The sequence below is a fragment of the Salmonella sp. SJTUF15591 genome, from assembly GCF_043356435.1.
In the GTDB taxonomy this organism is placed as follows: Bacteria; Pseudomonadota; Gammaproteobacteria; order Enterobacterales; family Enterobacteriaceae; genus Salmonella; species Salmonella enterica.
This window is the reverse complement of sequence record NZ_JBEUJO010000003.1, coordinates 521,213-541,117: the sequence shown is the minus strand read 5'-3', so window position 1 is coordinate 541,117 and position 19,905 is coordinate 521,213. Positions and strand designations below refer to the sequence as shown.

Annotated in this window: 16 protein-coding genes and 1 pseudogene; 6 read left to right on the top strand and 11 right to left on the bottom strand. The window is 52.1% G+C overall.

Features of this window, described 5'->3' with window-relative positions:
* From ABVM99_RS10055 to ABVM99_RS10045, 3 genes are all read left to right on the top strand, one after another.
* On the top strand, nt 1-608 hold a 608-nt coding region (locus ABVM99_RS10055; RefSeq protein WP_272709663.1), incomplete at its 5' end, for a sodium ion-translocating decarboxylase subunit beta.
* A 134-nt stretch (nt 609-742) separates the two neighbouring features.
* A complete protein-coding gene (locus ABVM99_RS10050) occupies nt 743-2,362 on the top strand; it encodes a sensor histidine kinase (protein WP_023166950.1) in 1,620 nt (539 codons plus the stop codon).
* Nucleotide 2,363: 1 nt separating this feature from the next.
* Nucleotides 2,364-3,050, top strand: coding sequence for a response regulator (locus ABVM99_RS10045; RefSeq protein ID WP_001647576.1), 687 nt, complete (start codon nt 2,364-2,366; stop codon nt 3,048-3,050).
* A 21-nt stretch (nt 3,051-3,071) separates the two neighbouring features.
* On the opposite strand, the gene rihC is transcribed toward ABVM99_RS10045, so the two are convergent.
* From rihC to ABVM99_RS10005, 8 genes and pseudogenes are all read right to left on the bottom strand, one after another.
* Nucleotides 3,072-3,992: a ribonucleoside hydrolase RihC gene (gene rihC, locus ABVM99_RS10040; protein WP_023194374.1), complete on the bottom strand. Its 921-nt coding sequence runs from the start codon at nt 3,990-3,992 to the stop codon at nt 3,072-3,074.
* Nucleotides 3,993-4,030: 38 nt separating this feature from the next.
* A pseudogene (locus ABVM99_RS10035) lies at nt 4,031-5,167 on the bottom strand (XAC2610-related protein); the annotation flags it as partial.
* A gap of 200 nt (nt 5,168-5,367) precedes the next feature.
* A complete protein-coding gene (ispH, locus tag ABVM99_RS10030) occupies nt 5,368-6,318 on the bottom strand; it encodes a 4-hydroxy-3-methylbut-2-enyl diphosphate reductase (protein WP_023194372.1) in 951 nt (316 codons plus the stop codon).
* Nucleotides 6,319-6,320: 2 nt separating this feature from the next.
* Nucleotides 6,321-6,770 carry an FKBP-type peptidyl-prolyl cis-trans isomerase gene (gene fkpB, locus ABVM99_RS10025; RefSeq protein ID WP_000047269.1) on the bottom strand — a complete coding sequence of 150 codons (450 nt, stop codon included), beginning with the start codon at nt 6,768-6,770 and terminating at the stop codon, nt 6,321-6,323.
* 154 nt (nt 6,771-6,924) lie between these two features.
* Nucleotides 6,925-7,425 (bottom strand): signal peptidase II, encoded by a 501-nt coding sequence (gene lspA, locus ABVM99_RS10020; protein WP_000042739.1) that lies wholly within the window; start codon nt 7,423-7,425, stop codon nt 6,925-6,927.
* On the bottom strand, nt 7,425-10,259 hold the full coding sequence (ileS, locus tag ABVM99_RS10015) for an isoleucine--tRNA ligase (protein ID WP_001563101.1): 2,835 nt from the start codon (nt 10,257-10,259) through the stop codon (nt 7,425-7,427). The genes lspA and ileS overlap by 1 nt, the downstream gene beginning before the upstream one ends.
* A 44-nt stretch (nt 10,260-10,303) precedes the next feature.
* Nucleotides 10,304-11,242 (bottom strand): bifunctional riboflavin kinase/FAD synthetase, encoded by a 939-nt coding sequence (gene ribF, locus ABVM99_RS10010; protein ID WP_000767311.1) that lies wholly within the window; start codon nt 11,240-11,242, stop codon nt 10,304-10,306.
* Nucleotides 11,243-11,249: 7 nt separating this feature from the next.
* On the bottom strand, nt 11,250-11,465 hold the full coding sequence (locus tag ABVM99_RS10005; protein WP_001726890.1) for a DUF2575 family protein: 216 nt from the start codon (nt 11,463-11,465) through the stop codon (nt 11,250-11,252).
* Nucleotides 11,466-11,570: 105 nt separating this feature from the next.
* On the opposite strand from ABVM99_RS10005, the gene rpsT reads away from it, so the two are divergent.
* The 3 genes from rpsT to ABVM99_RS09990 all read left to right on the top strand — a co-directional run bounded on the left by rpsT (nt 11,571) and on the right by ABVM99_RS09990 (nt 15,742).
* The gene (gene rpsT, locus ABVM99_RS10000; protein WP_001518655.1) at nt 11,571-11,834 is read left to right on the top strand and encodes a 30S ribosomal protein S20; all 264 of its coding nucleotides are present in this window, start codon (nt 11,571-11,573) and stop codon (nt 11,832-11,834) included.
* A 455-nt stretch (nt 11,835-12,289) separates the two neighbouring features.
* On the top strand, nt 12,290-13,663 hold the full coding sequence (locus tag ABVM99_RS09995; protein WP_000099989.1) for an MFS transporter: 1,374 nt from the start codon (nt 12,290-12,292) through the stop codon (nt 13,661-13,663).
* A 39-nt stretch (nt 13,664-13,702) separates the two neighbouring features.
* Nucleotides 13,703-15,742 carry a TIM-barrel domain-containing protein gene (locus ABVM99_RS09990; RefSeq protein WP_023195079.1) on the top strand — a complete coding sequence of 680 codons (2,040 nt, stop codon included), beginning with the start codon at nt 13,703-13,705 and terminating at the stop codon, nt 15,740-15,742.
* A 54-nt stretch (nt 15,743-15,796) separates the two neighbouring features.
* Here ABVM99_RS09990 and nhaR read toward each other — a convergent pair whose 3' ends face one another.
* From nhaR to ABVM99_RS09975, 3 genes are all read right to left on the bottom strand, one after another.
* On the bottom strand, nt 15,797-16,696 hold the full coding sequence (nhaR, locus tag ABVM99_RS09985) for a transcriptional activator NhaR (RefSeq protein ID WP_000062872.1): 900 nt from the start codon (nt 16,694-16,696) through the stop codon (nt 15,797-15,799).
* A 61-nt stretch (nt 16,697-16,757) separates the two neighbouring features.
* A complete protein-coding gene (gene nhaA, locus ABVM99_RS09980; RefSeq protein WP_000681340.1) occupies nt 16,758-17,924 on the bottom strand; it encodes a Na+/H+ antiporter NhaA in 1,167 nt (388 codons plus the stop codon).
* 162 nt (nt 17,925-18,086) lie between these two features.
* Complete coding sequence (locus tag ABVM99_RS09975) at nt 18,087-19,802, bottom strand: aryl-sulfate sulfotransferase (protein WP_023195078.1); 1,716 nt, start codon at nt 19,800-19,802, stop codon at nt 18,087-18,089.
* Between the last annotated feature and the right edge of the window lie 103 nt (nt 19,803-19,905).

The window sequence follows — 19,905 nt, the reverse complement described above, 5'->3', positions numbered from 1 at the left end:
TGGTGCCGTTAATCCAGCCGCCGATTATGAAGGCGCTGACCACGGAGACGGAGCGGAAAATCCGCATGGTGCAGCTGCGCACCGTCAGCAAGCGGGAAAAAATCCTCTTCCCGGTGGTGCTGTTACTACTGGTGGCGCTGCTGCTGCCGGACGCCGCGCCGCTGCTGGGGATGTTCTGCTTTGGCAATCTGATGCGCGAAAGCGGCGTGGTGGAGCGCCTGAGCGACACGGTACAGAACGGGCTGATTAATATCGTCACCATCTTCCTCGGGCTGTCGGTGGGCGCGAAGCTGGTCGCGGATAAGTTCCTGCAGCCGCAGACGCTGGGCATTCTGCTGCTGGGGGTGGTTGCCTTTGGTATCGGGACTGCCGCCGGGGTGCTGATGGCGAAGCTGATGAACCTGTGCAGTAAGAACAAAATCAACCCGCTTATCGGTTCGGCGGGGGTGTCGGCAGTGCCGATGGCGGCACGCGTATCGAACAAAGTGGGGCTGGAATCGGACCCGCAGAACTTCCTGCTGATGCACGCGATGGGGCCGAACGTGGCGGGGGTTATCGGTTCGGCCATTGCGGCGGGCGTGATGCTGAAGTACGTGCTGGCGATGTAATAGTGGATGGGATACGCATGTCGTATCCCATTTTCATCCAAATTTTTTCTGAAAGAAAAGTAAGTATGAACTGGTTCAGGTTCCGGTGATGCCGAATGCAAGAAAATACCGTAATTAAATATCTAACTACCAATATGTTTATACGGGAAATTACACACTGGTTTGCCAGACGCTCGTTTCAAAACCGGATATTTCTACTGATCCTGTTTACATCCACCATCGTGATGCTGGCAATCACCTGGTATCTGACCGATATCACGAAAGAGCGCCTGCATTATCAGGTGGGCCAACGTGCGCTTATTCAGGCAATGCAAATATCCGCTATGCCAGAATTAGTTGAAGCCGTAGAGGCGCATGATTTGTCACGCATCAAAGCGCTGATTGACCCAATGCGCTCGTTTTCGGATGCGACTTACATTACCGTTGGCAACGAAAAAGGTCAGCGACTGTATCACGTCAACCCGGATGAGATCGGCAAATATATGGAGGGCGGCGATAGCGACGACGCGCTGTATAACGCTAAAAGCTACGTATCGGTGCGCAAAGGTTCATTAGGCTCTTCCCTACGTGGTAAATCCCCGATTCAGGACAGTACCGGTAAAGTCATTGGTATTGTTTCCGTCGGCTATACTCTGGAACAGTTGGATAGCTGGCTTAACTTACAAATCAGCTCGTTGCTGTTCCCGATGGCGTTACTGCTGCTGGTGCTGTTGTACTGCGCCCGCCGCTTCTCGCTGCATATTAAAAAGCAGATGCTTAACATGGAGCCGCAGCAGCTTTCACAACTATTAATTCAGCAAAGCGTGTTGTTTGAGTCGGTATTTGAAGGGTTGATCGCCATTGACTCCCATCACCGTATTACCGCCATTAACCAAACGGCTCGCCGCTTACTGAATCTGAGCCAACCGGAGTCTGAACTCATTGGCTATGCAATCCACCATATCGTGTTGCCGGAGGCCTTCTTTTACGATGCGCCGCAAAAAAACAAAAAAGATGAGATCGTCACCTTTAACCAAATGAAAGTCATCGCCAGTCGCATGGCGGTCATTATTGACAACCAGCCTCAGGGCTGGGTTATTAGCTTTCGCAACAAAGACGATATCAATACACTCAGCCTGCAGTTAAGTCAGGTGCGGCAATACGCCGATAACCTGCGCGCCGTGCAGCATGAGCATCGCAACCTTATTTCCACCATTGCCGGACTGCTGTTCCTGAAGCGCTACGATAATGCGCTGGCGCTGATTCAGCAGCAGTCGGAAAGCCACCAGAAAGTACTCGATTTTATTTCCCATAATTTCCGCGACCACCACCTTGCGGGGCTATTAATCGGTAAATATTATCGGGCAAAAGAGCTGGGGCTGGAGCTGATTTTCGATCCTTCAAGCTTTGTTGAACACCTGCCGTCATCGCTCTCGCATAATGAATGGATTTCGATTGTTGGCAATTTATTGGACAACGCCTATAACGCCACCCTGCTCAATAGCGAAGGCTCGCGACAGATTGAGTGCCTGATCAACAGCGAAGGTAATGAAGTCATTATTGAAGTTGCCGATCAGGGATGTGGTATTGACGAAAATATCCGCCAGCATATTTTCGAGCGTGGAGTGACCACCCACAATAACGGCGATCACGGAATTGGATTATGGTTGGTGCACAGCTACGTCAAGCAGGCCAATGGCGACATTATCGTCGATAACAATAATCCTTTTGGCACCATTTTTACCCTCTATATCCCTTTTACCAGAGAAGAATAACATGGATAGCATTACGACACTCATCGTTGAAGACGAACCGATGCTAGCGGAAATCCTGGTGGACACCATCAAGCTTTTTCCCCAGTTTTCAATCATCGGCATCGCAGACAAACTGGAAAGTGCAAAGAAGCAAATACGCCTCTATCAACCACAGTTAATTCTATTGGATAATTTTTTACCCGATGGCAAAGGGATCGATTTAATTCGTCATACCATCAGCGCCAACTACACGGGGCGAATTATTTTCATTACCGCCGACAATCATATGGATACCATCAGCGATGCCTTACGCATGGGCGTATTCGATTATCTGATTAAGCCGGTACATTATCAGCGCCTGCAGCATACCCTGGAGCGGTTCACCCGTTACCGCAGTTCGTTACGTTCCAGTGAGCAGGCAAACCAGACGCACGTTGATGCCTTATTTAATATCCAGGCCAAAGAACAAACCGCAGAACCGAATAGCGGACTGCGGGGAATTGATGAAAACACCTTCAACCGGGTACGACAAATATTCACCGACCCGCAGGCAGTACATACAGCAGACACTCTGGCGCAAATTCTGGGCAGCAGTAAAACCACTGCCCGACGCTATCTGGAACAAGGCGTGAAAAATAACTTTCTCGAAGCGGAGATCAGCTACGGGAAAGTGGGCAGGCCGGAGAGACTCTATCGTGGCAAAGTATGAGATTATGGCGCCAACATGTAATTACGGCGCATAGGCAAACACCTCAGCCACCCACTGACGAAAACCGTCCACATCCAGCGCCAGCGCCACCTGCGCGTTGGCGGGCTGCCCAAGACGCCCTTCAATATCTACCACCGTGGTACCGGCGGTATATTGCCCCTGCGTTTCTACGGCCACAAAACAGGATTGCAGGGTAAAAAGCTCCGGACGCACCAGCCAGGCGATCGCGCAGAGATCGTGCATCCGGACGCCAGTGCGCATACTACCGCTGCGATAATGGTTGAACAGGCTGTGCAACATCTTACCGGTGCGATTCAGCGCGGGCAGTTTACTCAGAAAATCTGGCGAGAGCATTGCCTGATTCGTGACGTCCAGCCCACACATCACAATCTCAATGCCGCTACGAAATACGTGGGCGGCGGCCTCCGGATCGACAGCAATGTTAAATTCAGCATTAGGCGTAAAATTGCCGCGCCCTGCGGAACCGCCCATCAACACCAGACGGCGAATGTTACACGCACACTCCGGATAGTGCATCAGTAGCAACGCAATATTGGTCAATGGCCCAATCGCCACTAATGTCATGGGCTCCGGGGCGTTCATCAGCACATCCCGGATAGCGATAAACGCAGGCTTCGCCAACGGTTGGCGCTGATGGTCGACAAAATCATAGCCTTCCATGCCGGACTCGCCGTGGACGTATGCCGCATCGCGTAACGGACGCAGCAGCGGCGTCGCGGCCCCCTGGGCAAGTGGCACATCGGCGTCCCAGAAATGCAGAAGCTGCAACGCATTACGGGTGGTTTTTTCAACCGAAACGTTGCCGGCAACGGTGGTTATTAGTTGCAGATCCAGCTCGGGGGCGAACAGCGCAGCGGCAATCGCAGCCGCGTCATCAATGCCCGGATCGGTATCAAGAATAATGTGTAGGGATGCTGTCATTAACGCTCTCCTGACCTATTGTTTTATATCTTCATACTCAGACGCGGACTTAGCTTATCACCTTCGATAAACGGAACTAATGGGCAAAAACGCCCTGGCGATGCTTTGTTTTCCTGCCACTGAATCTCAAGCGATTCGGGCTCAGCGCCGGGTTTTTCTGCCTGAATCACGGTACGAACATTACCGATTAGCCAAAAAGGTTGACACGTCCCATCAAGGCTAAGAGGCGGCGTCAAATGACCATTTTTACGTACTAGCGGATAAATAATACGCCCATCAGCGTAGGAAGGTGTCATGTAGCAGTTATACATTTTGCCTTTACTTATCACAGGCTGAAAGTAGCTTTCACCGCGATCGATCAGTTCAATCGTTTTTCCTTTCCAGCGATACACATTGACGCCATGGCTGCAGCAACCGCCGCGCCAATAGCTGACAATCTGTTTATGTTCAGCATCGATCTCTGGTGAAGTGATTTCCTGATAAGACGCTGGCGCATCAACATAACGCTGTTTGGCGGGGTCATAGAGCCATGTTTGTACTGGAGCATCCGGCCCAGCAAGTAACTCTGTTACAATCGACAGATCCGGGTAGCCATCAAAATTGACATCCCCCCATTGAGGCATAAACGGGCTACAAGTGCCCACCGAGGCGGTATCTAAGGTCTGTATGAGTTTACCATCACGGTATAATTTTATCGCCGAAATGGCCGGCGTATTGCCGCAATCAATCTCTTTGGAAGGGTCGTAACCCCCTGCATCATTCGTGTTCGTGACCAGCACAATATCAGGGGAGTTTTTAGGTTTGAGGTAGATAAGGGCAACAGGAAAATGTCGTTTTTTATCTGCGGACGTCCATTCGCCTTTAATCTCACTGCTGGAGATTTCCGCATTCCAGTAACCCGAAAGCGCCTTTACGCGTTCTTCAAGATGTACCTCTTTATCCTGGAGTGAGCCGCGTAGAACAATCGCTGCCTTGTGCTGATTGCAAGGTTCATAGCAGTAATACCCATAAAGCGTGTTACCAAATCGCGTGATATTAACGTTTACCGGTTTCCCCGCGATAGTTCCGGTATAGTTTCGCTCCCAGGCGGGTAGCTCCAGCACCGTGGCGCTTGTTGCGTCCATCCAAAAGCCGATGGCGAGTAACGTTGCCAATCCATATTTTATTTTGCCCATTTCCCTTATCCCTGTAGGCATTACAACCCAAAAAACCAGCAACGATTGTGCTGGTTTTTCAGATGAATAGCAAAAAGGTGGGGCATTAGCACTGGATGACGACTACGCCTTATTCTTCCTGTCGCACATTGAATATCAAAAGAAATTCTTAAGATCTGGTCAACGTAGCGTCATCAGGCAGATTTCTGAATTGTGAAATCTTATTCGACCTCACGAACATCCACACGCAGCTCTTTCGGCACTTCGAAAACAATATTTTCTTCGCGCCCCTCAAGCGTGACAGCTTCGCCGCCGCCAAACTCGCGCAGACGCGCAATAACATTCTGCACCAGAATATCCGGCGCGGAAGCGCCAGCGGTGACGCCGACGCAGGCGGCTTCTTTCACCCACGCCTCCTGGATATCCGCCGCATCGTCGATAAGAAACGCGGTTTTTCCCATCCGTTGGGCCAGTTCCGCCAATCGGTTAGAGTTAGAAGAGTTTTTCGAGCCGACCACCAGCACCACGTCAGCCTGCTCCGCCAGCGCCCGCACCGCTTCCTGACGATTAGTAGTGGCATAGCAAATATCGTCTTTGCGCGGGCCGACGATTTTCGGAAAGCGTTTACGCAGCGCATCAATCACATCGGACGTATCGTCCACGGAAAGCGTGGTTTGCGTCATGAAGGAGAGCTTACCTTCATTTTTGACATTCAGCGTCCAGACGTCCTCTGGCGACTCAACCAGATACATCCCCCCTTCCGGGTTGCTGTACTGACCCATGGTGCCTTCCACTTCCGGGTGTCCGGCGTGGCCGATGAGAATAGATTCTTCACCGCGACGGCTGGCGCGCGCCACTTCCATATGGACTTTCGTCACCAGCGGGCAGGTGGCGTCAAAAACGGTAAGATCGCGGCTTTTCGCCTCGTTACGCACCGCCTGGGAAACCCCATGAGCGGAGAAAATCAGAATGGCGCCATCCGGCACTTCGCTAATTTGCTCTATAAAGATCGCCCCGCGCTTGCGCAGGCTGTCCACTACATAGCGGTTATGCACGACTTCGTGCCGAACGTAAATTGGCGCGCCGTAAATAGCGAGCGCATTTTCAACAATGCTGATAGCGCGGTCTACCCCGGCGCAAAAACCGCGTGGGTTAGCCAACAGGATCTGCATGTTTATGCCTCCAGCGCCGGATCGATTTCCAGCACTTCAATATCAAAGTGAACGGTATGCCCGGCCAGCGGATGGTTAAAATCAACGGTAATCGAGTCGCCGTTGATTTCGCGAATCACGCCAGGCATTTCGCTGCCATCCATTGCGGTAAAAAGCATAATCGCCCCGACTTCCGGTTCGCCCGCCGCCATAAACTCACGGCGCGAGAAATACTGGATTAAGTCCGGACTGGGGACGCCAAACGCGGCGTCAGGCTCCAGCGAAAACGCTTTCTTTTCCCCTTCTTTCAACCCCAGAAGCTGCTGCTCCAGACCTTCGGAAAGCGAGGTATCGCCAAGACGGAACAGGGCTGGCTTGCCGTTATTGCGGGTAGATTCCGCCGTTGAGCCATCATCCAGTTTCAGGGTGAAGTGAACGAGGATCGCGCTGTTGCTCTGTACGGATTTAGACATGCAAATTGCTCACGTGTTTTGCCCGGAGGCACAAAGAACGATAAAACCGTAGGCCGGATAAGGCGTTTTCACCGCCATCCGGCACCACGTTTGCCTGATGGCGCTGCGCTTATCAGGCCTACAAAACCGGATAAGCGCCACCCGGTATTTACGCTTATGCCTGTTCTTTCGCTGTCGGCTTCGGCAAAAAGCCTTCCAGTACAATCAGCGCCGCGCCGATACAGATCGCGCTATCGGCAAGGTTGAACGTCGCGAAATGCCAGTTACCGACGTAAAAATCGATCATATCGACAACAAAGCCGTGCCACAGGCGGTCGAACAGGTTACCCAGCGCGCCGCCGATGATTAACGCATAAGCGATGTTATTCAGCTTCTGCGTCGCTTTCGAGCGGTACATCATCACCAAAAGAATTACGCAGATCCCTATCGCAATCCCGGCAAAGAACCAGCGCTGCCAGCCGCCGCTATCCGCCAGGAAGCTAAAAGCCGCGCCGTAGTTACGCGCATAATGCAGATTAAGCGACGGGAACAGCCCTACCGTATCCCCCAGAGCGAAATTCTGGAGGATCAGGTATTTGCTGCCCAAATCGATAATCAGCACGACTACTACCAGCCATAGCCAGCGTAGTCCTGTTGAACAGAGTGGTTTACTCATCAGGCAAATTTACGTTGTTCGCCATTACCGGCGATGTTGCTGACACAGCGTCCGCAGATATCTGCATGTTCCGCCACCTTGCCGACATCAGTAGTGTAGTGCCAGCAGCGCGGACACTTATCACCCTCGGCACGCGTTACCACTGCCTGAACTGTCGTATTACCAGCATTGTACTGAATATTTTCATCATCAATACCCCCCGCTTGCTCAGAAATCACGAACTGGGAAGTAATGAAGATAAATCTGACCTCTTCACCCAACAGTTTCAGCTTCTTGATCGTACCGTTAGCATCGTCAGCATATTTCAGCGTCACTTTTGCTTCCAGGTTCGATTTGATGCCATTGGCTTTCTGATTTTCCAGCTCTTTGTTGACCTGGTCCTTGATATAGCGGACATCGTCCCAGAATGCGTCATTAAATTCTTCATTCTCTTCCAGGCCAAACAACCCGTCGTACCATTCGCCGGTGAAGACATATTTTTCACGCTCGCCCGGCAGGTAGCCCCAGATTTCATCAGCCGTGAAGGACATGATCGGCGCCATCCAGCGAACCAGCGCCTCTGCGATATGATACAGCGCAGTCTGGCAGCTACGACGCGCGACGCTATCGGCCTTCGCGGTGTACTGGCGGTCTTTGATGATGTCGAGGTAGAACGAGCCCATTTCAACGGAGCAGAAGCGCATCAGGCGCTGTACCACTTCATGGAAGTCGTAAGCTTCGTATGCCTTCAGAATCTCTTGCTGCGCCGTTTTCGCGCAGCCCACCGCCCACCGGTCCAGCACCACCATCTCTTCCGGTTTGACCATATCGGTGGCCGGATTGAAGCCATTGAGGTTCGCCAGCAGGAAGCGCGCGGTATTACGGATACGGCGATAGCTGTCGGCAGCACGTTTCAGGATCTCGTCAGAGACCGCCATTTCGCCGGTATAGTCAGTAGACGCCACCCACAGACGCAGGATATCCGCGCCCAGTTTATTCATCACATCCTGCGGCGATACGGTGTTACCGATGGACTTGGACATTTTGCGCCCCTGACCATCGACGGTGAAGCCGTGAGTCAGTACCTGGCGGTATGGCGCTTTGCCTTTCATCGCCACGCTAATCATCAGGGAGGACATAAACCAGCCGCGATGCTGGTCAGAGCCTTCCAGATACATATCGGCAGCGTGACCGGCGAATTCCGGACGTGCGTCAACCACGGAGTAACTGGTGGAACCGGAATCAAACCAAACGTCCAACGTATCCGGAACTTTCTCGTATTGATCAGCATCTTCGCCGAGGATCTCTTTCGGGTCGAGATCCCACCACGCCTGGATACCGTCAACTTCAACGCGTTTCGCCACCTCTTCCATCGCCGCCAGAGTACGCTCAATCGGCAGCAGCTCCTGCGTTTCTTTATGCACGAACAGCGACATCGGTACGCCCCAGGTACGCTGACGTGAGATACACCAGTCAGGACGGTTAGCGACCATTGATTCAATACGCGCCTGACCCCAGTCCGGGATCCACTGAACGCCTTTGATCTCTTTCAGCGACTGTTGACGAAGCCCTTCTTTATCCATGCTGACGAACCACTGCGGGGTCGCGCGGAAAATGATCGGCGTTTTGTGACGCCAACAGCACGGATAGCTGTGCTGCATTTTTTCGACATGCAGTAGCGCGCCTTTTTCTTTCAGCAGTTCAATAACGATATCGTTCGCCTTGAAGACGTTAACACCGTCAAGCGTTGGATATGTGCCTGGCAGGTAAGCGCCGTCCGGGCCAACCGGGTTAGCGGTTTCCAGGCCATACTTTTGACCGATCACGTAGTCATCCGGGCCGTGACCAGGGGCGGTATGTACCGCGCCGGTACCGGCGTCCAGGGTGACGTGATCGCCGAGGATCGCCGGCACGTCAAAGCCCATAAACGGATGGGTAAAGCGCAGCAGTTCCAGCTCCGCGCCTTTAACGGTGCCGAGAATGGTGTATTCAGCCGCGCCAATACGCTGCATGACGCTTTCAACCAGATCTTTCGCCAGAATCACCGCCTGGCCGTCAATCTGCACCAGCGCATAATCAAAGTCCGGCGCCAGGGAGATGGCGCGGTTAGCCGGCAGAGTCCACGGCGTGGTGGTCCAGATGACCAACGAGATCGGGCCGCTCACGCCCGGCAAACCAAACTTCGCTTTCACCGCATCCTGATCGACGGCGCGGAACGCCACGTCGATAGACGGCGACGTTTTGTCGTAATATTCAACTTCCGCTTCCGCCAGCGCGGAACGGCAGTCAACGCACCAGTGCACAGGCTTAGCGCCTTTGTGCAGATGACCATTTTTGATAATTCTGCCCAGCGCGCGGATGATGTTGGCTTCGGTTTTGAAGTCCATGGTCAGGTACGGATGCGACCAGTCGCCCAACACGCCCAGACGAATGAAGTCTTTACGCTGGCCGTCAACCTGCGTAGCGGCATATTCGCGGCACTTGGCGCGGAATTCAGCGGCGGTGAATTTCTCGCCCGGCTTACCGAACTCCTGCTCGACTTTCAGCTCGATAGGCAGACCGTGACAGTCCCAGCCCGGCACGTAAGGCGAGTCAAATCCCGACAGTCCTTTGGACTTCACGATAATGTCTTTCAGAATCTTGTTAACTGAGTGACCAATATGAATGCTGCCATTCGCATATGGAGGGCCATCATGCAGAATGAAGGTTTTTTTGCCTTTTTTGGCCGCACGAATGATGCCGTACAGATCATCATCGGTCCAACGCGCCAGCATTCCCGGTTCACGCTTGGCGAGGTCGCCGCGCATCGGGAACCCTGTTTCCGGCAAATTCAGGGTCGATTTATAGTCACTCATCAGATTCTCGGTTCCGTATTTCGGTTTGATAAACACCGTCAGGGTTACACCTGCCCGGCTAGCCCAAAAAACTTGCGGGCCGTTAACTCATCGCGTGCGATTTGCGCTTTTAGCTCATCAAGCGACGCAAATCGCTGCTCATTACGTATCTTTTTACGCAGTATTACATCTATATGGCGACCGTAGAGGTCCATTACAACGTCCAGCAGATGCACTTCCAGTTGTTGACGCACGCCAGCCACCGTTGGACGAGTGCCAATGTTCGCTACGCCGGGTAACGGCTTATCGCCAAGCCCGGTGACTTCCACCGCATAGACCCCTTTGACCGGGGAGACCTGACGGCGCAGCGGTAAGTTCGCCGTCGGGAAGCCAATGGTACGTCCCAGCTCGTCGCCATGAACGACACGCCCGGAAATAGTAAAGGGATGTCCCAGCAGGCTTTCGGCAAGCGCCAGGTTATCCTCCGCCAGCGCCTGTCTCACTGCGGTACTACTGATACGCACGCCGCCTTCACAAAAGGTTTGGGTGCTGGAAACCGCAAAACCATACTCCGCCCCCGCCTTCTGTAATAACAAGAAATCGCCCGCGCGGCTAGCACCAAAGCGGAAATCATCGCCGACGGCAAGAAATTGCACGCCAAGTCGCTCCACCAGCAGTTCGCTGATAAACGTTTGCGCCGTCAAAGCGGCAAAGCGGCGATCGAATTTCACGCACAGCACATAGTCCACGCCGCACTGCGCAAGGTAATGCAGTTTTTCACGCAGGCGCGTCAGGCGGGCGGGCGCTTTATCCGTCGCGAACAGCTCCAGCGGCTGCGGTTCGAAAATCATGACCACCACCGGCAGACCGCGTCTGCGTCCTTCTTCCTGCAAACCCTGCAGTAGAGCGCGATGCCCCCGATGTACGCCGTCGAAATTACCAATGGTCAGCACACACCCATGCGGGGCCTGACTGAGATTATGTATGCCGCGTATCAGCTTCATGTCTGACTCAAAACAGTGAAAATCGCAAGAGTATACCTTGTACAGCGGTCAAGGTTAACCGACTATTGCCCTGATGAAACATAAAGAAGATGCTTTTCATCGCCATGCGGCAAACTCCGCCCCAAAACCCGCCGCTTAATGCAATTTTTCTCATGGAAAGGCTGTATTCACAGCACGCAAGCTGGTAGAATCCTGCGCCATCACTACGCAACGAGTGCTGCAATTTAAACGGCGCTTATTTGCACAAATCCATTGACAAAAGAAGGCTAAAAGGGCATATTCCTCGGCCTTTGAATTGTCCATATAGAACACATTTGGGAGTTGGACCTTGGCTAATATCAAATCAGCTAAGAAGCGCGCCGTTCAGTCTGAAAAGGCTCGTAAGCACAACGCAAGCCGTCGCTCTATGATGCGTACTTTCATCAAGAAAGTATACGCAGCTATCGAAGCTGGCGACAAAGCTGCTGCACTGAAAGCATTTAACGAAATGCAACCGATCGTGGACCGTCAGGCTGCTAAAGGTCTGATCCACAAAAACAAAGCTGCACGTCATAAAGCTAACCTGACTGCACAGATCAACAAACTGGCTTAATCGCCTGCTTGTTATCAGCTTTGTAGAAAAACCCGCGTAAAGCGGGTTTTTTTATGCCTGCTATCTGCCGTTTTGCTCGTCAACCGCTGGCTCTGACCTCACTCGTTCACGCTCTTCCTGGCCAGCCTATTTTTTCAGCTACCCCTCCCTCAGTCACGTAATACTTGAAAGTTATTTTCTTTCACTGTTTTCCTTTTCTTATTTCATTACTGAAAAAACTGTGACCACCTTAGCAAATAAAAACATCGCTCATTCAAAAACTAATAAACGCAATCCTGATGTAAGATTTAATAATTGATTGATGCCGTCGGGTTAACTACTTTTCATGTACACCTTACTTACTCATTTTAATCTGAGGTTAAATTCAAAAACGACATAAAAATAATATTCAAAACTTGCTTAGAAAGTAGAGGTTGTTTTTCTGGGCGTATCGTACCAATATCGGAGTTATCATTATGAGTTCTGTCATTGAGGATACCCAGCCTTCCGGGTCAGCATCATTGTCTTTACTACAGCGTATTAGCTACGGCTCTTTGGATGTGGCGGGTAATCTGCTGTACTGCTTCGGTTCAACGTACATTTTATATTTCTACACAGACGTTGCGGGCATTAGCCTTGCCGTAGCAGGCGTTATCCTGCTGCTGGCGCGTATTATCGATGGCATAGACGCCCCCATATGGGGGATCATCATCGATAAAACGCGTTCACGCTACGGTAAATGTCGTCCCTGGTTTTTATGGTTACCGCTGCCTTTTGCGGTATTCAGCGCGCTGTCATTTTGGTCTCCTGATATCAGTATGACAGGAAAAGCCATCTATGCAGCAATATCTTATATGATTGCCAGCATTCTATTTACCGGACTTAATACACCACTCAGTGCAATATTACCCCTGATGACCTTATCTCCCAAGGAAAGACTGGTTTTAAATTCCTGGCGAATGACCGGTGGGCAAATTGGGGTTTTATTAATGAACGCGACCGCCTTGCCGTTAGTCGCTTTTTTAGGTAACGGTGATGATCACGCTGGTTTTATTTATACGGCAATTACGTTTGCCATTATATCCTGCGCGCTAACGCTCTTTGCGTTTAAAAACATTCGTGAAATGGATACGGATAAAATACAGCATGAACCTAAGTTGCCGATGAAAAAAAGTTTCGCGGCGATGAAAGGTAACTGGCCGTGGATCCTGATGGTGCTGGCTAATCTGATCTTCTGGATTGCCCTACAGCAGCGCAACACGACCATTGTCTATTATCTGACCTACAACCTCGACCGTAAAGATCTGGTACCGCTGATTAACAGCCTGGCGACGATTCAGATCCTGTTTATCATCGCTATCCCCTTCTTTAGCAAATACCTGGCTAAAACCTGGATATGGGTAGGCGGTCTGCTGGTCGCCACGTTTGGCGGCGTCATGATGTGGCTGGCAGCGGACAACATTACTTTCCTCATCGCCGCCTGGATACTCGGCAATATCGGCAGCGGTATCGCCTGCTCAATGCCGTTTGCCATGCTGGGCTTCGCCGTTGATTTCGGCGCCTGGAAGACCGGTATTAAGGCTACCGGCATTCTTATCGCCTTCGGCAGCACCTTCTGCATCAAGATGGGTAGTGGCCTCGGCACCGCTTTCGCCGCCTGGATCATGAACAGTTTTGGCTATGTCCCCAACCATGCCCAGAGTGCTGCGGGTCTGGAGGGAATTATCTGGGCCTTTATCTGGGCACCCGCCCTACTCTTCGCGCTCGCAGCGATCCCACTACTTTTCTTTCGCAAATACGAAGCGATGGAAGAGAAGATTCGCCACGATCTGGAAACCGTCAACTCATAACGTTCTTTACCTTCACCCTCGAATATGGGAGGCACCACCATGCCATTTATGCAACAAGACCCGCGTCGTCTGGTCTGGCAGCAAAACGATCGCTATTTATGGATTGAACCCTGGGGCGAGAACAGCCTGCGCGTACGCAGCGGCCGTCATCTGCCGGTAATGAGAAATGAAGACTGGGCATTGACTGAGCCAGTCGCAGAAAGCCAGTGCCACATTGATTATGAGCACCACCAGGCAACGCTGACCAACGGCAAAATTATCGCTATCGTCAATCAAAAAGGACAGGTTACCTTTTACCGCCATCCACACAAACCCCTGTTGCAGGAGTTCTGGCGCCTGCGGGGCGAAATTGGCGAGGATGAATCATCTCACGGCCAGTACGTCAGCGCACTCAACCTTGAGGGACGCGAGTTCCGCCCTATTCAGGGTGGGAAATATTCACTGAAAGCCCGCTTCGAGGCCACCGAAGGGGAAAAAATTTATGGTATGGGGCAGTATCAACAGGCCAACCTGGATCTCAAAGGATGCGTGCTTGAGCTGGCGCAACGTAACTCCCAGGCCTCAGTACCGTTTATGCTCTCCAGTCTGGGCTACGGATTTTTATGGAACAACCCGGCAGTCGGACGCGTAACCTTTGCCCAAAACGTTACCGAATGGGAAGCGCAGGTCAGCGAACAGTTAGACTACTGGATCACGGCTGGCGATACCCCGGCAGAAATTAGCCGGGCTTACGCGCTGGCTACCGGCACGCCGCCGATGATGCCGGACTACGCCATGGGCTTCTGGCAGTGCAAACTCCGTTATCGTACACAGGAAGAGCTGCTGGAGGTCGCCCGCGAATATAAGCGCCGCAATCTGCCTATCTCAGTGATCGTAATCGACTTCTTTCACTGGCCGAATCAGGGTGACTGGATGTTCGATGCGCGCGACTGGCCCGATCCTGATGCCATGATTGCCGAGCTGAAATCGCTGGGAATTGAGCTGATGGTCTCCGTCTGGCCGACGGTGGATAACCGTACCGAAAGCTATCGGGAGATGCGCGAAAACGGCTGGCTGGTACAAACGGAACGTGGCTTGCCGATCAATATGGATTTCCTCGGCAATACCACTTACTTTGATGCGACTCATCCGGGCGCGCGCGACTACGTCTGGGGCAAAGCCAAACGCAACTATTACGATAAAGGCGTGAAGTTATTCTGGTTAGATGAAGCCGAACCTGAGTTCAGCGTTTACGACTACGACAACTATCGCTACCATGCCGGGCCGGTACTGGAAGTGGGCAATATCTACCCACGTATGTACGCTAAAACCTTTTTTGACGGCATGAAAGCCGATGGCGAAGACCAGGTTATCAACCTGCTACGCTGCGCCTGGGCCGGCAGTCAGAAGTACGGCGCTCTGGTCTGGTCAGGGGATATTCACTCCTCGTTTAGATCGCTGCGCAACCAGTTTGCCGCCGGACTCAATATGGGAATAGCAGGGATACCGTGGTGGACGACGGATATCGGCGGTTTCCATGGCGGTAATATTCACGACCCGAAATTCCATGAATTGCTAATTCGCTGGTTCCAGTGGGGCGTCTTTAGTCCGGTGATGCGTCTGCACGGCAACCGCGATCCGCAGATTTTACCCGCGCAACCGTACCGGGATGGCATTGCTCAATGCCCTACAGGTGCGCCGAACGAGGTCTGGAGCTACGGTGAGGAAGTATGCGACGTACTGACAGGTTGCCTGGCGTTGCGAGAAAAACTCAAGCCCTATATCAAAGCGCTGATGGAGGAAACCCATAAGCACAATTCGCCAGTGATGCGCCCACTGTTCTTTGAATTCCCCGAACAGGAAACAAGTTGGGCAATCACCGACCAGTATTGTTTTGGTCCTGACCTGCTGATCGCCCCCGTCATGCATGAAGGTATGCGCGAACGTGATGTCTGGCTACCAGAAGGGGAAACATGGACGGATCTTGCGACTGGTGAAAGCTATTCAGGAGGGCAGACGCTGCAGTACGCTACGCCACTGAACAGAATTCCGGTGTTTATCCGCGAAGGTGGGCAGTACCGTAGCCTGCTGAACTTGTAGAATGATTCCGGCTGCGGGCTAGTTCCGCAGCCGGAAGTATTACGGTAGGTACGTCTACTGTAGCTTAAACAATGCCGAGTAGTCCGCATTGCAAATACGCTGCACCGCCGGATGCTGGATCATTCTCTCGGCAAAAATCGCATGATATTCTTCCATGACATTCTCCACGCGCCCAATCTCTATTACCGACTCATCGGCATAAAAATCCAGTGAATAAAGGCTTGGCGCCACAAAAATCGCATCGTGCGTCGCGCCAAACGCCTTCATTAAGGCCGCGTCATCAAATTCACCGAGGATCTCAACCTGCAACCCCTGTGAATTAAACCAGTTCAACAACTTACGCCCCAGCATTGAGCGCCGTCCCGGCACCAGCAACCGTCGCTCTTCCAGGCAGGCAGGGAACGCTTTTTCAGGAAGCGGATTCGTACACCAGAAACTGACGCTGCATTCGCCGATTTTGACTGAGAATAGCCCCTCCTGCTGCGTGGAATCTATCGGGCAGTCGGAGATAATCATATCCAGCTTGTGCTGGCTGAGCTGTTCGAGCAACATTTCGTGCGTCGACTCAAAGCAACGCAGATGTATGGGTTCGTCTACCACCACCGCCGCATCCAGAACGCTGCTGACCAGACGCTTGGATAAAGCATCGGCGACGCCGACATCAAACAACAGGTTTGATTCTTTGCGGTAATTGACGATATCCAGCATCTCCTGGCTTAGCGTAAACATTTTGTCCGCATAGCGAAAAACCAGCTCGCCCAGTTCGCTGGGCTCAAGACCGCGTCCCTTACGTTTAAATAGCTTCCCCTGTAAACGCTCTTCCAGGGCTTTAATTTGACCAGTAATGGTTTGCGGCGTCAGAAAAAGCGCCTCTGCGGCACCCACGACAGAACCTTCTTTATAGACATGCCAGAAGTAATAAAGATGGTTGTAGTTAATATGAGACATGCTCATTCCTCTCCCTGTTCAATGTCGCAAGGGAGCGATACATCGCTCCCCCTTTCCTTCGTACTGATTATGCCGGCGCGTTCAAACGCGCGCGCAACCAGCTATACCCCACCACTGCGGAGAGCAATGAACCAATCAAAATGCCCAATTTCGCCCAGTTAATAAGTTCCGGATCGACATTGCCAAATGCCAGGCTGGCGATAAAGATGGACATCGTAAAGCCAATGCCACACAAAATGCCGACCGCCATGATTTGCTGATAAGTGGTCCCCTGCGGCAGATGCGCCAGCTTGAAACGCAGCGCCAGCCAGCAAAACAGGCTAATCCCCAGCGGCTTACCAATCAGCAGACCGGCAATAATTCCCAACGGCAGCATGGAGGTCAGACCGTCAATCGTGACGCCCTGAAGAGAAACGCCGGCATTCGCAAAAGCGAAGAGCGGCAGGATCAGGTACGCGACCCACGGGTGCAGAACATGCTCCAGACGCTTGGCTGGCGAGCGACCGTGTTTTTCTTTCAGCGGAATAAAGAAACCGACAATGACGCCTGCCAGCGTCGCGTGAACGCCGGACTTCAGTACCGCCGTCCACAGCACTGCCCCGACCAGAATATATACCCCTGTCCGTCTGACGCCGCACAGGTTCAGCAGCGCCAGCACGGCAATCGCGAACGCCGCCACGCCCAGCGAGACGATAGAAAGATCGCTGGTATAAAACAGTGCGATAATAACGATGGCGCCGAGATCATCGATGATCGCCAGCGCCATCAGGAATATTTTCAGCGCCAGCGGAACCCGGCTGCCCAACAGCGCCAACACGCCCAGCGCAAAGGCGATATCCGTCGCGGCAGGAATAGCCCAGCCCTCGCGAGTGACCGGATCGGAGTAGTTAAAGGCCAGATAGAGCAATGCCGGTACAATCATCCCGCCGATGGCGGCAATCACCGGAAAAGCAGCCTGGCGCAGACTGGCTAACGAGCCTTGCATCAGTTCGCGCTTAACTTCCAGGCCAATCAACAGGAAAAACACGGCCATCAGCGCATCGTTGATCCACAGCAGCATGTTTTTGTTGATTTCAAGCGCCCCAACCCGTAGCTGAACCGGCGTCTCCAGAAAATCATGATACCATCCACTGGTCGCGCCCATATTGGCCATCAGCATAGCCAACGCAGCGGCGATGATGAGAATGATGCCCCCAGAGGCATCGCTGCTAAAAAATCGGTGCAGATGTTTCACTTTTTATTCTCTCAATCAGGTGAATTCTTCGAATCTACTATCTTACCTCGCCTGACTCATCGTTAAAATTAGATTATATATGATGAATAGCTCGTTTTTTACGAAATGAAGTCCGGCTTACGCCGGACTTTTTTAGTGCAGTCAGTCATTGATGATAGACCGCTACGCGTACAGATCCATTTTATACACCCGGAAACTGGTAATATCGTAGCGATAGCCTTCCCCGTTCGTTTCCGCGTTTTTGTAGTAACCTGACGTCATGGTCGCTTCAAAAAGCACGGTTTTCTCCGTAGGCGCAATCTCCTGTAAAATTAGCAGCCCCATCGCCTCGCTGCCCGCCTGCGGATCGATAATATCGCTCTCGCCAGGCTGGCAAGAGATGGCGCGGCCATTTTCATCAAACGTGCAGTCGGCAAAATGCACCACAATATTGCCATTCTGCTGGATCTCTTTCGCGCTAACGCAGCTACTGTAGCCACGCGCGCCCAGCTCCTTGCCGTATTCAAATGGCCGCATAACGGTCATCTCATTCATATTCACCACGAAATGGACAATGCGGCTGTAGTTATCCGGCGGTAACAGACTTTTGCTGTCATCACGCGAACGGTAGTTACCGTTATCAAACACCATAAACTCCACCATGCCCGGCGTATTATTGGCGATTTCAACGACGTTATGCTGCCCCCACGTCCAAAAGTCACGGTCAGCCGCGTCGATATCCTCCTGTTTGCTAAAGTCGTAAAGCGCCACACCGTCACTGTCGACCGGGGTTAAAAGATAAGGCTGATAAGCGTCGTCCCAGTCTTCATGCGTTGACAAAATAAAGCGTAGCGCTTGCGTTTGCAGATCGACGCCAAACACCGCGCTCTGATGACGCCCGGACGCAATTAACAACTGATTCGTCTCATTCACGTAGCTCTGGTTTATGTGCAGCCAGTCTTTAACCGTCGGGTCTTCTCCCGGCGCCGTACCTGAAGGACGGGAAACCCGCGTCGTATCCAGCACTTTCGCCATATCGTAGTAAGCGGTCTCCAGCCCGGTAGTCAGATCGACAACCGATACGCCGTCTTCATTGGTTTTCAAATCATCGGGCCGACCCGAGGTATATTCAGAGGGCGCAACAATGGTATTGCTGTCCCACGGCCAGATAGAATGGTGAAATTGATTATCGAGATTATAGAATGTGTGAAGACGCCCCATCATGTCGAACTCATACATATCCAGATAGGTATTTTTCGCTTCTGAAGTAGTGAGGAAATGGCCATTATCAATTCGAACAAAATTATAAGACGGATAATCCTGAGTAACGTACCAGCGCACCAGACCATTCTGATCTAATGCGTAATTATAGCGATCGAAATGCGTAATAAAATAAAACCCTGGCGCCATCTTGTCCGCATCGGTAGCAGGTTGCGTCACGTTGATAATCGGAAAACCTAATACGACCTCCGCGGAATCTACCGGCGGTAATGGCTGTGTGATGAGCGTATAGACGGCAAGCGGCGTATCTGCCTGAGAAAAGACAATACGGTTTTCAGTATCCGCTACCAGCCCCAGAACCGGCAACAGATTTGCGCCTGCCGTAAGGGTGTAAAGATGTTCTACCGGCATCGCCGTTTTTGCCGCATCCTGGACCGTGACTATGATCTCAGCCGGTTCCAGACTCCAGACCCCGGCATAAGCGCTTAAAGGCGCCGTGCCGTAAGGGTCTAACAACATCAGCGCATTTTCTACCGTATTCTCTTGCGTGACCTGCGCAAGGCAATTTTCATAAATAGCGGTATGGTTAAGCACCATTTCATTATTGATATCGATACCCTGATTAATCGCCGGACGCGGCGCAGGAAGGACAACAGACGTTGTAGTTAACGTATTCATGATAAATCTCCAGTGTATTAATCTCATCGCCCCTCATGGGGACCACGAAAATTAATACTCTGGATTTTTAAGCCGTCCGAATAAAATACCGCAACAACACCTC

Bases quoted from the DNA above. Each gene is read 5' to 3' on its own strand.
- ABVM99_RS09975 (WP_023195078.1), bottom strand. From the start codon at position 19,802: ATGAATACGTTAACTACAACGTCTGTTGTCCTTCCTGCGCCGCGTCCG.
- nhaR (WP_000062872.1), bottom strand. From the start codon at position 16,696: ATGAGCATGTCTCATATTAACTACAACCATCTTTATTACTTCTGGCAT.
- ABVM99_RS09990 (WP_023195079.1), top strand. From the start codon at position 13,703: ATGCCATTTATGCAACAAGACCCGCGTCGTCTGGTCTGGCAGCAAAAC.
- ABVM99_RS10045 (WP_001647576.1), top strand. From the start codon at position 2,364: ATGGATAGCATTACGACACTCATCGTTGAAGACGAACCGATGCTAGCG.
- ribF (WP_000767311.1), bottom strand. From the start codon at position 11,242: ATGAAGCTGATACGCGGCATACATAATCTCAGTCAGGCCCCGCATGGG.
- ABVM99_RS10050 (WP_023166950.1), top strand. From the start codon at position 743: ATGTTTATACGGGAAATTACACACTGGTTTGCCAGACGCTCGTTTCAA.
- ileS (WP_001563101.1), bottom strand. From the start codon at position 10,259: ATGAGTGACTATAAATCGACCCTGAATTTGCCGGAAACAGGGTTCCCG.
- lspA (WP_000042739.1), bottom strand. From the start codon at position 7,425: ATGAGTAAACCACTCTGTTCAACAGGACTACGCTGGCTATGGCTGGTA.
- ABVM99_RS09995 (WP_000099989.1), top strand. From the start codon at position 12,290: ATGAGTTCTGTCATTGAGGATACCCAGCCTTCCGGGTCAGCATCATTG.
- fkpB (WP_000047269.1), bottom strand. From the start codon at position 6,770: ATGTCTAAATCCGTACAGAGCAACAGCGCGATCCTCGTTCACTTCACC.
- ispH (WP_023194372.1), bottom strand. From the start codon at position 6,318: ATGCAGATCCTGTTGGCTAACCCACGCGGTTTTTGCGCCGGGGTAGAC.
- rihC (WP_023194374.1), bottom strand. From the start codon at position 3,992: ATGACAGCATCCCTACACATTATTCTTGATACCGATCCGGGCATTGAT.